At 60.8% G+C, this 14499-nt stretch carries 12 protein-coding genes and 1 pseudogene; 1 reads left to right on the forward strand and 12 read right to left on the reverse strand.

What is annotated here, in order from left to right; all coding sequences use genetic code 11:
* Positions 1-259 (forward strand): annotated as a pseudogene (locus DFS28_RS15545) (FAD-binding oxidoreductase); the annotation flags it as partial.
* A 60-nt stretch (positions 260-319) separates the two neighbouring features.
* Here the strand turns inward: DFS28_RS15545 and DFS28_RS15550 are convergent.
* The 12 genes from DFS28_RS15550 to DFS28_RS15605 are packed head-to-tail and all read right to left on the reverse strand — an operon-like array spanning position 320 to position 14371.
* A complete protein-coding gene (locus tag DFS28_RS15550; protein WP_111450514.1) occupies positions 320-952 on the reverse strand; it encodes an RraA family protein in 633 nt (210 codons plus the stop codon).
* Positions 943-1725: an IucA/IucC family C-terminal-domain containing protein gene (locus tag DFS28_RS15555; protein ID WP_111450515.1), complete on the reverse strand. Its 783-nt coding sequence runs from the start codon at positions 1723-1725 to the stop codon at positions 943-945. The genes DFS28_RS15550 and DFS28_RS15555 overlap by 10 nt, the downstream gene beginning before the upstream one ends.
* Positions 1722-2513 (reverse strand): ABC transporter ATP-binding protein, encoded by a 792-nt coding sequence (locus DFS28_RS15560; RefSeq protein ID WP_111450516.1) that lies wholly within the window; start codon positions 2511-2513, stop codon positions 1722-1724. The genes DFS28_RS15555 and DFS28_RS15560 overlap by 4 nt, the downstream gene beginning before the upstream one ends.
* Before the next feature lie 12 nt (positions 2514-2525).
* A complete protein-coding gene (locus DFS28_RS15565; RefSeq protein ID WP_111450517.1) occupies positions 2526-3557 on the reverse strand; it encodes an iron chelate uptake ABC transporter family permease subunit in 1032 nt (343 codons plus the stop codon).
* A complete protein-coding gene (locus DFS28_RS15570) occupies positions 3550-4539 on the reverse strand; it encodes an iron ABC transporter permease (protein WP_111450518.1) in 990 nt (329 codons plus the stop codon). The genes DFS28_RS15565 and DFS28_RS15570 overlap by 8 nt, the downstream gene beginning before the upstream one ends.
* Positions 4536-5456: an ABC transporter substrate-binding protein gene (locus tag DFS28_RS15575; protein WP_111450519.1), complete on the reverse strand. Its 921-nt coding sequence runs from the start codon at positions 5454-5456 to the stop codon at positions 4536-4538. Before DFS28_RS15575 ends, DFS28_RS15570 begins: the two co-directional genes overlap by 4 nt.
* Positions 5449-7296 carry an IucA/IucC family siderophore biosynthesis protein gene (locus DFS28_RS15580; RefSeq protein WP_111450520.1) on the reverse strand — a complete coding sequence of 616 codons (1848 nt, stop codon included), beginning with the start codon at positions 7294-7296 and terminating at the stop codon, positions 5449-5451. The genes DFS28_RS15575 and DFS28_RS15580 overlap by 8 nt, the downstream gene beginning before the upstream one ends.
* 4 nt (positions 7297-7300) lie before the next feature.
* Positions 7301-8074 carry an HpcH/HpaI aldolase/citrate lyase family protein gene (locus DFS28_RS15585; protein ID WP_165934001.1) on the reverse strand — a complete coding sequence of 258 codons (774 nt, stop codon included), beginning with the start codon at positions 8072-8074 and terminating at the stop codon, positions 7301-7303.
* A complete protein-coding gene (locus tag DFS28_RS15590) occupies positions 8068-9939 on the reverse strand; it encodes an IucA/IucC family siderophore biosynthesis protein (RefSeq protein WP_111450522.1) in 1872 nt (623 codons plus the stop codon). Before DFS28_RS15590 ends, DFS28_RS15585 begins: the two co-directional genes overlap by 7 nt.
* 19 nt (positions 9940-9958) lie before the next feature.
* On the reverse strand, positions 9959-11386 hold the full coding sequence (locus DFS28_RS15595; protein WP_111450761.1) for a DHA2 family efflux MFS transporter permease subunit: 1428 nt from the start codon (positions 11384-11386) through the stop codon (positions 9959-9961).
* Positions 11383-12594, reverse strand: coding sequence for a type III PLP-dependent enzyme (locus DFS28_RS15600; RefSeq protein WP_111450523.1), 1212 nt, complete (start codon positions 12592-12594; stop codon positions 11383-11385). The genes DFS28_RS15595 and DFS28_RS15600 overlap by 4 nt, the downstream gene beginning before the upstream one ends.
* Positions 12587-14371, reverse strand: coding sequence for an IucA/IucC family siderophore biosynthesis protein (locus DFS28_RS15605; protein WP_111450524.1), 1785 nt, complete (start codon positions 14369-14371; stop codon positions 12587-12589). Before DFS28_RS15605 ends, DFS28_RS15600 begins: the two co-directional genes overlap by 8 nt.
* Positions 14372-14499: the final 128 nt, after the last annotated feature.

Below are 14499 nucleotides of genomic sequence, written 5' to 3' on the forward strand. Positions count from 1 at the left end.
GGCTACCTTGTTACGACTTCCTCAGGTCGGACGCCTGGGCGACAACATCTACTATTCCCAGGGTTGCAGCGGCCATGGCGTGACGTATACGCACCTGGCGGGCAAGGTGTTGGCCGAAGCGTTGCGTGGTCAGGCCGAGCGTTTCGACGCGTTTGCCGACCTGCCCCACTACCCGTTCCCCGGCGGACAACTGCTGCGCACTCCGTTCGCTGCGTTGGGCGCCTGGTATTACGGACTGCGAGACAAACTCGGCTTCTGACCGACCGACGCAAAAAAGGGGCAACTGCACAGTTGCCCCTTTTCATTTCAGCTCGGGAAGTCAGCCCCTTCGCTGATCGAGTCTCTGCAAGAATTCCGCCCTGCGCTGCTGGTCCATTTCCTCTTTGGCCAAGAGCTCGGGAAGCAGCTCGGCCGCACGCCGGGCATCGAGGATGAAGACGCCGTCATCATCACCAATCGCCAGATCCCCCGGCTGTACCTGAACGCCGCCCACATTGATCGACTGATTGACTTCCCCTCGGGCGCCAATGCCGCGAGTCGTGTACGCACTGACGTCCCGGCAAAAGACCGGCAACCCATGGCGACGCAATGCGCTGACATCCGTGACCGCACCCGACACCACCACCCCGGCCAACCCTTTGATCAGACCGGCCAGGGTGCGCAGTTCACCCCAACAGCCACACTCCTCGTCGCCCATACATTCGATCACCAGCACGTCGCCCGGCTCACTCAGCAACAGCGCTTCACGCAAAACACTGCCATCCGGCGGGAAGACTTTGACGGTGACGACATGGCCGACCATGCGGATGTCGTTGAACAGCGGCTTGATCCCCCGCAAGAAGCCCCGATCGGAAAAATGGCCGATGGTCGACGAAGGGATCGCCTGGTAGGCATTGAGCAACTCCGAGGTGACGAGTTGCTGGCGAGGGTTGATCTGATAACTCATCGGCATTTCCCCGGACGCAGCAATGGGCAGGTTGAACAATATTCAGCAGGCTCAGTAGCCAGGTAATAGAAGCAGCAGGTTCGTCGAAAGCGAATGGTGCGCTGCCCCTCGTCGACCAGTGTCGGCGGTCGGCGGAAATGGCTCAACGGGTTGTAATCGAGGCCGAACAGAGCAGGTTCTGCCTGGGTCAGCAGCCATCTGAAGTCGGCTTCATAGCGCTCGCGCACCGACGGCTCGTCGATTTTCGCCATGCGTTTTTCATACAACGAATACACGCGCACGGCGGTGTTTTCCCACAAGATGCGCCGCGAAACACCACTCACACGGTTGAAGGTTTGCCACAGCGGCTTCAACAGCCCGGCAAACAGCGCCTGCACCAGGGTTTCCCGCCAGGCCTCGCGCTCACCGGCCCCGTACGTCAGCGGCAGGGAATGAGCCAGCGGCATCGAAGACGTCCACAGCCCGTCATCATGGCCGTACTCGATCACCGTGTTGTCCAGCGACAGCAGCAGTCCTTTGTCGTACACCGACATGGCGTACAAACACGCGCCGGTGGCCAGGAAAGACAGGCGCTTACCCAGCAGCGAGGCGGTGATCGCCCGCGACGGTGAGCCAATGACCGGGCTCAATGCGTCCAGCAAACGCTCGCACACCTCGTCCTGCAACAGGTCACGCGCCATCAGCGAGCGTAAGGGGTCACGTTCGGCGCAGTCCTTCAACCGCAACCCACCGCCCAGCACGTTCCATTCTTGCGCAGTGAAGTGGTGAGCCAGACTCATTGCGGCAATTCCCGGCCAAACGGAATGCACATCGGCGTACCAAAGAACGGATCAGGAATAATCCTGCAGTTGAGGTCGAACACGGTTTTGACCAGCGCTTGAGTCAAGACGTCTTCAGGCCGGCCCTGGGCAAATGCCGTACGCTCATGCACCGCGACCATATGATCGGCATAACGACAGGCCAGGTTGAGGTCGTGAAGCACCATGATGATGGTTTTGTTTTCGAGCCGGTTGAGGTCGCGCAGCAGGTCCAGCACTTCAATCTGGTGAGCCAGGTCGAGGAAGGTCGTCGGCTCGTCCAGCAGCACGATGCCGGTGTCCTGGGCCAGGGTCATGGCAATCCACGCACGCTGGCGCTGCCCACCGGACAAGGCATCCACCGGCCGATCCGCCAGCGCCTGCAGACTGGTCTGCGTCAGCGCGCGATTGACCATGGTTTCATCCTCGGCCGACCACTGTTGCATCCAGCTTTGATAAGGGTATCGGCCCAGAGCCACGAGCTGGCGAACAGTAATGCCCTCGGGCGCCGTCGGTGTCTGGGGCAGGATGGCCAACTCACGCGCCACCGCCGCCGTGGATTTTTTCTGGATATCCACGCCGTTGAGAATCACCGAGCCTTGCTGCGGTTTCAGCAGTCGGGCGAAGGATTTGAGCAAGGTACTTTTGCCGCAGCCGTTACTGCCAATCAGCACCGAGATCTTGCCCTTGGGCAGTTGCATGTCCAGCGCGTCAATAATCACCTGGCGCTGATAACTCAGGGTCAGGCCGCGACTTGCAATCGACGTCATACGTTGAATTCCTTAATGACGCTGTTTAATCAATAAATAGAGAAAAAAGGGTGTGCCCAGCACCGCGACAAAGATCCCGGCCGGTAGATCCAGAGGCAAGAACAGCGTGCGCCCGACCAGGTCCGCCAGCATCACCAGGTTTGCGCCAATCAGGGCTGCCATCACAGCCTGCCCAGCGAAACCAGGGGCCACCAGGCGTTTGGCAATATGTGGCGCGATCAGCCCGACAAACGCGATCGCCCCACCCCAGGCAATGGCCGCACCGGCCAAGGCCACACTCACCAGCAACAAACCGGCCCGCAGCCATTGCACGCGCACGCCGATGCCCTGGGCCAGATTGTCATCCAACTGTTGCACCATCACCTGACGGGCCAGCAGCACCAACAGCGGGCAAATGCCCAACAACCAGCTCGCAAGCGCCAGCGGTTCGGGCCAACTGGCGCCGTATACGCTGCCGGTCAGCCAAACGTAGGCAGACAGGGTGGTGGTCAGCGGACTGAACACCAGAATGAAGGTCGTCGCGGCGGTCAACATCGCCGAGACGCCCACACCGATCAGCACCAGTCGCAGCGGTGAGGTCCCCTGCTTCCAGGCCAGCAGATAAATGGCCAGTGTCGCCAGCGCCGCACCGAGCATCGCAGCCAAGGGCAAAAATTGTTGCCCCAGCGTCGCCGACAAGAACGACAGATAAAGCACAGCAGCGGCACTGGCACCGCTGGTGATGCCCAGCAGGTCTGGCGATGCCAGCGGGTTGCGGATGATGCTTTGCAGGATCAGCCCGGACACCGACAACGCAGCCCCGACCAATGCCGCCAGCACAATGCGTGGAAAACGCAGTTGCTCGACGATCAATGTCAGGCTGGCGTCCTGACTGGAAAACAGGATTCGCATCACCTCGAGGGGCGAGAGGATGACTTTCCCCAGCGATAACGAGCCGAGCATCACCAGCACCGTCAGCACCAGCGCCGCCGCCAATCGCAACCACGTGGAGAGGTTGACCCGCCGGGAATACCCGCCCCGGCGCCAGGTCACCACCTTATCCATAACGACCTCCACGCCGGGCCAACAGGATGAAAAACGGTGCGCCGAATAGCGCCGTCATCACCCCCACCGGCACCTCCTGAGCCAGGATCAAAACCCGCGACAGCGTATCCGCCAACAGCAGCAGAATGGCGCCGAGCAGCGCACAACCGGGCAGCAACCATCGATGGTCGATGGACAATCCCTTGCGCACCATGTGCGGTACCAGAAGACCAATGAAACCAATGCTGCCGGCCAACGCCACCGCGCTGCCCGCGAGACAGATCACCAGCACGCTCATCAGCAGCCGGATCAGACCGGTTCGCTGCCCCAACCCCGTGGCGATCTCTTCCCCGGCGTTCAGCACATTGAGCTGCCCGGCCAGCAGCAGCGCCCCCGCCACCCCGAGCACAGCGCACAGCAACAACGGCGCAGCGGTCGACAGGCTGCGTTCGGTCAGTGAACCGGCCATCCAGAACAAAACCGTGTCCAGGCCATCCTGATTCACCACCAGCAGCGCCTGACTGAAAGCGGAGAACAACGCGGCGATCGCCGCGCCCGCCAGCACGATGCGCAGCGGACTGAGACTGCCTTGCCCCATGTTGCCGATCAGCCATACCAGACACCCCGCCACGCCAGCGCCAATAAACGCCGACCATAGCCAGGCATCCGGGGATGACAGCGAGAAGATCGAGGAAAACAGGATGATAAAAAAAGTCGCACCGGCATTGATCCCGAACAACCCGGGTGATGCCAATGGATTGCGCGTCAGTGCCTGCATCAGCGCGCCCGCGACCGCAAGGCTGGCGCCTACGGAAATCGCCATCAAGGTGCGCGACAGGCGCGTGGTGGTCACCAGCACATGATTGATACTCAGCGGGTCGGGATGGACAAACGCCGCGGCAATCTGCGGCAGTGGAATCCAGGTGGCACCGACCGCCAGGCTCAACACGCAGCACAGCAGCAACACGATACCCGCGCTGCACAGCTTGACTCCCGGGCTCATGAGGCCACCTGCGCGGCGGCCACGCGGGCCACGTCGTCGAGCATCAGGTTGGCCCCCAACATCCCGCCCGACAGACTCCACGCGACGCCATCGACCTGCCACACCTGTCCTTGCTGCGGGGCACGCATCTGCTTCCACAACGGGTGTTGCACCAGGCTCTCGTAATTGCGCTGCACCGCCGCGTTCTGCGCGCGCAGAAAGACAAAAAAGATGTCGGCATTCACCACCGCAAGGCTTTCCTTGCTGGTGAGTTTGATCGACACCCCGCTCGCCTCACGGCTAGTGTCACTCCAGTTGAATCCCAGTTCGGTGAGTACCGAGCCCGGAAAACTCGCCGGCAGGTAACTGCGGATGTGGTCTTCGCGGATGTCCAGTATCGACACCGTGGGAGGCCAGCGTCCGGCAAATGTCTGCCGCAGTTGCTCACTCAGCTGTACCAAGCGTTGCTGCCATCGGTTCAGAATCTCATCGGCCCTCTGTTGCTGGTGTAATGCAGCGCCCATCAGCGCCAGGGTCTTCTTGAACTCGAACACTTCCTCCAGCATCAGCACCGGGGCGATCTGCTTGAGTAATGGGGCGATGCGCTCATGGCGAAAGTGTGAGGCAATGATCAAGTTCGGTTTGAGCAGTGCGATGTCTTCAAGGCTGGGCTGGGTCTCCAGCCCGACATGGGGCACAGCGCCCAATGCCGTGCGCAAATAGCGATAGGTCGGTTTTTCGCTCCAGGAATCGACTACGCCACACGGGGTCACGCCCAACATCACAGCGCAGTCGGTGGCCCCCTGAAACAGGGTGATCACCCGCAACGGTGCAGCGCCAGCCTCGGCCCACGCCGGCGCGGAAAACCTGAGGGCGAGCGCCCCCAGGGACAGGCGCAACAGCGTGCGCCTGGAGGGTTCACGTCGCGGTTCAGGCATTACGATCGAGCCTGTGAAACGGGTTGACCACCTGCCCTTTGCCAAACGGCATGCTGCCAGGGCCGCCCGCGCGCTCGATCATCGGGGTGAGCAGCAATTTTTGCGGCCAATGTGGCGCTTCGAATAGCTGATGCTTGATCATGATCCGCGCCTCGGCGTCAAACTCGATGGTGTCGATCAACTCGTTGAGCACTTCGCCCATCGCCGTCCACAACCCGGTCGCCGGCAATGCGTAGACCTCAGCCAGCGTATCGATGATGGCGCGGAGGTTGACCTGAATACCCAGGGTCTGCAACCAGAACAGCAAGTCTTCAGGGCGATCGTGGTACAGCGTGTTGGCGTGCCCCTTCTTCAACCGGTAAGCCGGGTCGGCCAGGCCGTTGCGTTCCAGCCACGGCACGAAGATGCGCAACGAATCGTGGTCGCGCAACAGCAAGCCCTGGGCATAACCGGCCTTCCACACCAGCACCGCGTTCTGCCCGTGAATTTCACCCAGCATGCCGATGCGGAACATCCTCAGGTTGATATCGAAGAAGCTGTGGCACAACTCGCGGAACAGGGTCATCACCGACGCGGCACTGGCCGGCAATTGGCGGTAGGCCATCCAGTCATCGAAGAAGTGCTGGTTGCTGCCCGGCAGCGATGTGCCCAATGCCGCCATGGGCACCAGTCGGGTGTCCAGGTCTTCGAGCAGCGCGGGCGGATAGCCGCGCACCATCGCCGACAAGTGACGCGGCGCTTCGTCGAACAGCGTCGCGTCCGGCGGCATGAACGCCCACCATTTGGTTTCGTCGCACAGGTGCAGGGACTGTTGCAGGGTTTGATCCTTGCTCAGAGCCTGACGCAGCAGCGCCTCGCTCAAGCCGCCGTTGATCATTTTCACTGCAGGCAGATAACGGGAAGCACCCAGCGAATAGATCGCCATTGGCAACTTGAGGTAATCGGCACTGTTGAAGCACGGCGTCATCGAGCGCAACGACGAGGTGGCGAAGAAATCACCGTCGGAGAAGTCCAGTCGATGGCAATCACCCTTGGCGAACGCGTCGCCGAGCTGTGCCTCCAGCACGTGTTCAAACTGCCACGGGTGCACCGGCAGCGCGATATGGCTATCGGCAATGCCCCGTTGCTGCAATTCGTGTTGCAGGCCGACCTGTAACGCGAATGGCAACAAGTACTGGGCGGGATAACTCTGCGCCAGGTCCGTCACGCCGTCGCCGCTCTGCAGCAACGTGCGGTCGACCGCGACCCAATTGAGCGCCACCGGACGGGCGAACTCCGCCTGATACTGCTGATATTCCGCGTCGTCCAAACCCTGCTTGGCTTTGGCCAGCGGATGGTAGGGACGATCACGCAACGAAGCCCACTGTTCCATCGCCAGGAAGAAGTCCGCGTTGCTCTTTTCCAGCAAGCGTTCGCTGTTAACCCGATGGGTCAGGGACAACTCGGTTTGCCGAACGCTGGTGCGCAGCACATCCAGAAACAGGGCGAAGCCTTTTTCATTGTCCGGGTAGCGATCAGTCATGCCGGCCAACACCTGGGTCGTGAAAGCCTCGGGTGACAGCGCGGTCAGTTGGTCATTCTGTCGCCCCCATACCGGCGTGCCCGGTACTTTTTCCCATTGCTGGGTAATGCCGGGACGCAGGGCAATGACGATGCACCCCTGGGGATCGATGGGCCATTCCCAGATCCGTTGTTCGGCGCTCAACCCGGTAAACGGCTGATCGGCCGATGACGAGGGCGCTACCAGGTTCAGCGGCTCGGTCCCGAAAAAATGTTCGGCCAGCAAACAATCGACCAGATCCTGCATCACCTTGTCGGCGGCCATTGTGGTGAAGTTCATCCGACTATTTTCCTTCTGCTGAAATGGCGGCCAATTTGGCCTGAAGGGCACGAAAAGCGATGCCACGCTCGTCACCCAAAACAAAACTTTTTACGCCCTGGCTCAAGCACCGTTCGTGGTCGCCCGGCTGACGTGGAATCGCGCAATACGGCACGCCCACAGCGTTGGCTGCCTGCCAACTGGCGAGCAGCGCTTGCTGCACCTCGGGTCGGTCGATCTGCCAGGGCATGCCCATCGATTGCGACAAGTCGGCGGCCCCTTCGAGGATCATGTCGAGGCCGGGCACGGCGGCAATCTCTGCCGCCCGCCGCACACCTTCGGCACTTTCGATCATCGCCACGACCATGGTTTGCTCGTTGGCCAGCGCGACGTACTCCGCCAGGCTGTGTTTGCCAAAGGCACCGGGGCGCCCGGCATTCAGGCTGCGGGTACCCTGCGGGTGGTATTTGCAGGCACGAATGCTTTCGGCCAAAGGCTCGGGGCCTTCGATCATCGGCAAGACAATGCCCTGGGCGCCGCCATCGAGCAGGCGCAGCAGGGTTTTCGGGTTGAGGTCCGCCACCCGCACCAACGGGGTCAGCGCGTAACTTTCGGCCGTGCGGATCATGTTCTCCACGGTCTCGGGATTGATCAGCACGTGTTCCATATCGATGATCACAAAATCAAAACCCGCCTCGGCAATCAGTTCGATGGCCGCTGGTGACGGAATCGAACTGATCAGGCCGTAGGCCGGCTCACCTGTCCTGAGCTTCTGCTTGAGCAGATTGGTCCTCAGCATGATTGCGGCCGGAACGCGTGCAGCGGATTCGGCACTGATTTGAAACGACGTTCGCCGTCGCCCAACAGGCGGCGCTTGGTCAGCTCTTCCACTTCATAGAACGGCGCGAACACATCAAACGCTGCATAACGTGGACGGTGTTGCGGATGTTCAGCCTGGTAGCTGGTGATCACCTCGGCAGTCATCTGCCAGAACAGAGCCTCTTCGAGCTGATAGTGCTGATGCAGGAAGATCGCCATCTCGGCCAGGGCGATGAAAAAGAACGAGTCACAGGAAAAATCCCGGACCGCATCCAGATCGTCGGTGAGGATGAACGAGTTGCGATTAAGCTTGGCGTGGCTGGCGGGCAGCGGCACCAGGGTCGGGCACAGCTCGGGGCGCCCCAGGTGTTGCGGCGAATAGCGCACGCCGTCATGGAAGTCTTTCAGGGCGATACGTTGCGGCCAGCCCTGCTTCACGATCAAGACGATGTTCTGCCCATGGGACTCCATGCCGATGCCTTCGGCGTAGAGCATGTGAATGATCGGCGACACCGCCACCTGCAACAGTTGACGGGTCCAGGCGTGCAGGCCGTATTGCTTGATCCAGGCATCGATAAACGGGGTCTGTTCACCGCTGCCGTAGCGATTGTCCACGGAACTCAGACCATTGAAAGGTACCGCTTGCTCGTCGTCTTGCAGGTACTGGTGAATGCTCTCGCGCCACAGGGTGCCCATCGTGCCGTAGGCCTGGGACATCCGCGTGGCGGGCAGGTGATCGTAGTCAAAGCTGACCCCGACGACCTCTCCGAGGACCACAAAGCCAAGGTCGCGGGCGGTGCTGTCGCTGCCGATCAACTGCTGCAACCAGTCGGTGATGATCGGGCCGTTCATCACTGTGTGCCGGGCCAGAATTCGGGTGCTGGAGGTGTTGGTCATGCTCAACGCGAGCTTGACGTAAGGCCGCTTTTTCTCAGTGACGTTGGCCAACGTGCGGATCGACTGTTGCGCCTGATAGCGATCATCCGTGGTGCCCAGATGGATCACTTCACCGCTGACCAGTTCTGGGTAGAACACGGGAACAATGATGTTTTCCCACTGCCACGGGTGCACCGGCATCAACCAGTAATCGCCCATCGACTTGCCTTGGTCGGTGAGGCTCTCAGCCAGTTGCTGCCAGCGTTGAAGTCCGAATTCCTGCTGGATAAACCCGTTGTAATCCAGGCGCTGCGAGATGTTCATCGCCCCGCAGGTTTTCGCCACTGCCAGCCAGACAATCGCGATGGGCGCGGCAAATTCCGGCCCGTAATTGGCGTTGTCCTTGAGCGAAAAACCGATGCGCGATTTGTAGCAAGGGTGATAGCTGTGGGCGTCCATGAAGTGCTGTTCCAGCGCATCGACATCCAGTTGATGGGTTGGCTGGGGCGCTTGATAACCCTGACTGCGCGATTGCAGATCCTTGAGCAGGGTCTGCTCCAGTTCATGGGTGAAGCGAGGTAGATGCGGGCTGTCCTGAAGTTCGCTCAACAGCTCCGCCAATGCTTGATGAAGGTGCGGCCGACGGCGTGCGCCCAACGCGTCAACGCGTTCGAGACTGGCATAGTCGAGGCGGATCAGCTCGAAGCTTTCGCTGAGCAATCCGCTGCAGTGGTACTCCACCGATTGTTGCTGCGCATCGAAGCCGCTGACGACAAAACGGTACTGGCCGCCATCGAGGAGCGAATGGCGATACGGCAGGACGTTTTCATACAGCAGCGTTTGCAGCAGTTGGCCCACCACGCGCTGTTCCACTTGCTGATAGTGGCGCGGATCGGCCGTCGCCAGCCAGACGCCTGGCGCTGAATCCGCAGCCTGATGTGTTGCCTGTGAAGAAGTCGCCATAGTCATAACCTTGTCCATGAAAGAATTAACGGTGTTCGAGGGCCGAGGGCAGTGCCTCGGCCGGCTCGTCGGATGCGTGAACGGGAAAACGCCAGGCACAGGGCAATGCCAGGAGGATGAGGATGCCGGTGGCCATGAAGACCTCGCTGATCGCCCCCGAGCTGGCCATCGAAACCACCCCACTCCCGGTCTCGGCAGTCAGGCGGAATTCCAGCCACAGGGAGGCAACCACGATGGCTAGCGACGAGACGAGACGACGGGAAATGTTGTTCATCGCCGCGCCTTGCGTGACCATCGGTTCAGGCAGCGCATCGAGCCCGGCGGTGGTGATGGGGATATAGGAAAGGCCCAGCCCGGCGCCGCGGACCATCATCAGAAAAAACACCACACCGATTGAAGCGCCAGCCCCCAGCATGCCCAATCCCAGCGTGGCGCCCCCAGTCAGCAGCAGTCCCCAGAGCACCACGCCGCGCGGGCCGTGTCGGTCCAGCCACTTGCCGCCGAGATGCCCGAACAGGCTGGCGAACATCGCCGTGCACAGCAGCGACAGTCCGGTCCAGATAGCGCTGTAGCCCATCACCACTTGCACCAACAGTGGCAGCAGGACCAGGCATTCGAACATGCCGACCGACTGCACCACCGCGATGATCACGCTCAAGCGATAACCGCGCAGGGCAAAGATGCGCAGGTTAAGCAGCGGCGAAGTCCGGTTCAGTTCCAGTCGAACAAACGCGACCAGACACAGAATCGCCGCCAACAGCATGCCAAGGTTGAGCGGATCAGTGAGGGCTTCGGCATGGCGCAGACGGCCAACGGCAATCATCAGCAGACCGATGCCCGCCGCGATCAACAGGTAACCCGCCAGGTCGAAAGGTTTGCGTTCCGATGCTTCAGAAGCCGGCAGCACGCCGACGCCAAGGATCAGCGCCAACAGGCCAATCGGCACATTCATCAGGAACAGCGAGCGCCAACTGAACCACTCCAGCATCAGGCTCCCGCACAAGGGCCCCAATGCCGGCGCCAGCATGACCGCCGCGCCCCACAGGCCGGTGACCCTGCCCCGCTCGCCCTTGGCGTACACCGAAAAAATGATCGCCAGGGACAGCGGAATCATCAGCCCACTGGCGATGCCTTGCACCACGCGTGCGGCAATCACCAGCGCGATGGAATTGGCCAGCGCCCCCAGCAGCGAACCGCAGACAAACAACGCCACGCCCCACAAATAGAGGGATTTGCGCCCCATCCGCTGGCTGAGAAAACTGGTGAGCGGCATGGTCATGCCCATACTCACCATGAACGCCGCGACAATCCAGGTGGCCAACAGCGGGCCAATCTCAAAGGCCTCCATGAACGCCGGCAACGCCGGATTCAATGAGCTGTTGTTCAGACTGACCGTCAGCGTGCCCAACAGCACATTGACCACCACCAACCAGCGCGGCACGGCGAACGTCAATCCCACGGTGCGACTCCGGCCTGTTGTACAAACACCTGCGGCGGTCGCGGATGACAGAGGAAATCGGCGTGGGAAATGTTGTAGCCATAGGCACCCGCCAGCGGCAACACCAGCATGTCGCCGATCTCCACGTCCGTGAGCGGGCAATCGCGGCTCAGCACATCCTTGGGCGTACAGAGCTGCCCAACGACAGTCCACTCCTGTTGTGGCGCCGTTGAAGTGACGCGATGCCGGGGCAGATGAATGACCGGGTGATCATGGCCTTGGGCAACCGGCAAACGGAACTGATGCGTGCCGCCACGACAGACCAGGAAGTGCTTGCCGTGACTGGTTTTCCTGTCCAGCACTTCAATGGCGTAATAACCGCAGAAGGCGCTGATGAAACGACCAGGCTCAAAGCGCACGATGGGCGCATCGGTACACGCTGCAAGGGACTGGCCCAAGTGCGCGCACAAGCGCTGCCAATCGAATTGCTGCGGCCCGAGGTAATTGACCCCGATGCCACCGCCCACATTGAGGTGTGTGATCGCCGCGGGATCGACCGACAGCGCTTTCCATTGCGGCCAGCGCTGCAGGTACAGATCGAGCAATTGTTCATGGCGTTCCACCAACGACTGATGGGACATCGCATGCACATGAAAGCCCTTGAGCCGCAGGTGACTGGCGTTATCGACCCAGCTGACCGCTTGGGCCAGTTCCGCTTCATCGATCCCGAACGGTGTGGCCGTGCCGGCCATCGCCAGTTTGCTGGAGAGCGGCGACGGCAGTTCAGGGTTGATCCGCAGCAAGACGTTTTGCACGCGCCCTGCTTCCAATGCCAGCCGTTGCAGGCGGACGATTTCATTCAGGCTTTCGATGTGAATCGCTTCGACCTGGTGTTGCAGCGCCGAACGCAGATCGGAGTCCAGTTTGCCAGGGCCGGAGAAGATGAATGGTTTGCGCGTCGGGCAGGCCTGAAGACGATCGATCTCACCGCCGGAGGAAATCTCAAAGCCGTGCACCAACGGTGCCACAGCGGCGAGGATTTGCGGCTCACTGTTGGCCTTGATCGCGTAGTAAAGCTCTACGCCTTCAGGCAGCGCCGCCATCACCTGCGTCACGTGCTGCGTCAATGCGTCCAGGTCATAGACGAACAGCGCCAGTGGATCTTCGTGCTGCGTGCGGGCTTCGTCGATGGCGGCCAATACCGCTTCGGGCAGCTTATCCATGCTTGGCCTCCTTGCCCCACGGGGACACCAGACTGACGTAGCTGGCCTGGCGATCGGCCTTGGCCGCCAGGCGCACTTTCAGGTTGGTTTTGCAGGCAATCGGCTGACCGGCAATCAGTGCGTCCAACTCTGGCGCAGCGCGGGCCAATTCGACGCGGATGCTGATCAATTGCTGCTCCACCCGTTGCCACATCAGCGGCGCCAGGTGCGGACGTTCCCAACTCAGGGCCAACACAGCCTCGGACAAGTTGTTGACGAACAGGCAATAGACGATGCGGTTCCAGCCTTGCTGGCGGGAATAGAGCAGCGACTCGCGCACCCGTGGATGAACGTCTGCGTCGATCCGCGAGGCCCCCAGTTCGTCGGTCAGTTTGACCCCTTCGAAATCCCGCAGCAGCAAGCGTTGTGGACGACCGTTGTCATGCACCAGCACGCTGTTCTGCAAATGCGGTTCCATGACGATGCCGTGGTTGAAGAACAACGCCAGCACTGGCCGTAGCAACAGCGCCTGATAGTCGTCGAACCAGCTCAACAGCTGTTGATCGTCGATGTCATTGCCGTTGAACCGGCTCAGGAACTCATGCACCAACGGTGGTAAATGCAGGCCGCGAGCGAACAATGTACCGGCCATGATGCTGCAGTCGGTGCCGGTGTCGAGGCAGAAGTTCTCCCGCAGGATCGCCCCGGTCTGTTCGCGGAACCAGTGGTTATCGGCTTCGCTGGCCTGTTGCGGCGCCCAGCTCAGATTGCCCGGCTCGGCGACCACCGAAAGCCCGCCAAGGGTTTCGGGTTGGGTCAATTGGAGGTTACGAAAGACCCGGTCGATCATCAGTGCGCTTTCCAGTTCGTACCAGGCGTTTTTCCTGACGCAGTTGGTGATGCGCACGTTCAGCGAGCCCTTGATGAAAAACTCATGGCCCTCGATGTACCAGGTCCGGATGGACGCCGTGGGGTTGGCCATCAGCCCTGTGGCGCCAAGGTCGACGATGGCCGCGGATTTCAACAAACGCTGAACCCGACCGTCCTGCATGAACAGCTGGGCCTGAACCGGGTGCATGCAGATAACCGCGTGTCCTGGCCGCGCCTGCGCCTGATCGGCAAAACCGGCCAGCACTTGGGCTTTGCTCAGGCCGTTGGCCCCGACGTTCAATCCTTCCAGCGGCACCTCGAACAGGTGCAACGGCGTGCGGGCCTGGAATTCCGGGGCATAGGTTTCCTGGGCCAAATGAGCTGGCCACAGCCGCGCCTTGGGTGCCGGGTGGTTCGGATGACCAAACCACAAGCCCTGCTCACTGGCGAGGTAACCGCTGAGCGGTGCCGGGTGCTGCCCGTCCATGTTGTGGCCGACGATGGACGCGGTCAGCAACTGGCTTTGCAACACCTGATCCAGCAACTCGTCGTTGCTGGCGCGGGTCATGTGTTCGCACGCCGCGAGCAACTGCTCGACGAACTCGGTGAACCTCAGGCACGACCAGTCGCCCTCGCCACGCCGGGCATAAACGTCCGACAGGTAACGGTGACTGCCCAGACCATCACGGCGGTCCACCATCACAAAGAATTGCTGCTGGTTGGGCAGGCTGATGGTCAGGGGAATACCCTTCCATTCCAGGCCCTCGAGGTAACTGCCCGGGGCGATACCTTGCATCTGCGTCGGCCAACTGTAACTGAGGCAGTTTTCCGGCAAGGCGAACTCTTTGATCAAACAATTAAGCAACGCGCGCGTCGTCGCCAACTCACTGACCATATTCGATAAAACACTGCGATCTGGATGATTCATGGGTGCTCCACAATAGCCCACGAGGCCACTGGACACGTTATATGGCGAAAAAATTAGTTGCTGATCAACCTGTTTAACAGCCGACGAAATTCCACGTAACGACATCACTTCACTGAACTTTTTTAAAC

Origin of the sequence: Pseudomonas sp. 478 (genome assembly GCF_003254125.1) — a bacterium.
In the GTDB taxonomy this organism is placed as follows: domain Bacteria; phylum Pseudomonadota; class Gammaproteobacteria; order Pseudomonadales; family Pseudomonadaceae; genus Aquipseudomonas.

Excerpts from the sequence above, each read along its gene's own strand:
- DFS28_RS15585 (WP_165934001.1), bottom strand. The coding sequence starts at position 8,074 with ATGCTGAGGACCAATCTGCTCAAGCAGAAGCTCAGGACAGGTGAGCCG.
- DFS28_RS15600 (WP_111450523.1), bottom strand. The coding sequence starts at position 12,594 with ATGGATAAGCTGCCCGAAGCGGTATTGGCCGCCATCGACGAAGCCCGC.
- DFS28_RS15550 (WP_111450514.1), bottom strand. The coding sequence starts at position 952 with ATGCCGATGAGTTATCAGATCAACCCTCGCCAGCAACTCGTCACCTCG.
- DFS28_RS15605 (WP_111450524.1), bottom strand. The coding sequence starts at position 14,371 with ATGAATCATCCAGATCGCAGTGTTTTATCGAATATGGTCAGTGAGTTG.
- DFS28_RS15560 (WP_111450516.1), bottom strand. The coding sequence starts at position 2,513 with ATGACGTCGATTGCAAGTCGCGGCCTGACCCTGAGTTATCAGCGCCAG.
- DFS28_RS15555 (WP_111450515.1), bottom strand. The coding sequence starts at position 1,725 with ATGAGTCTGGCTCACCACTTCACTGCGCAAGAATGGAACGTGCTGGGC.
- DFS28_RS15580 (WP_111450520.1), bottom strand. The coding sequence starts at position 7,296 with ATGAACTTCACCACAATGGCCGCCGACAAGGTGATGCAGGATCTGGTC.
- DFS28_RS15570 (WP_111450518.1), bottom strand. The coding sequence starts at position 4,539 with ATGAGCCCGGGAGTCAAGCTGTGCAGCGCGGGTATCGTGTTGCTGCTG.
- DFS28_RS15590 (WP_111450522.1), bottom strand. The coding sequence starts at position 9,939 with ATGACTATGGCGACTTCTTCACAGGCAACACATCAGGCTGCGGATTCA.
- DFS28_RS15565 (WP_111450517.1), bottom strand. The coding sequence starts at position 3,557 with ATGGATAAGGTGGTGACCTGGCGCCGGGGCGGGTATTCCCGGCGGGTC.
- DFS28_RS15575 (WP_111450519.1), bottom strand. The coding sequence starts at position 5,456 with ATGCCTGAACCGCGACGTGAACCCTCCAGGCGCACGCTGTTGCGCCTG.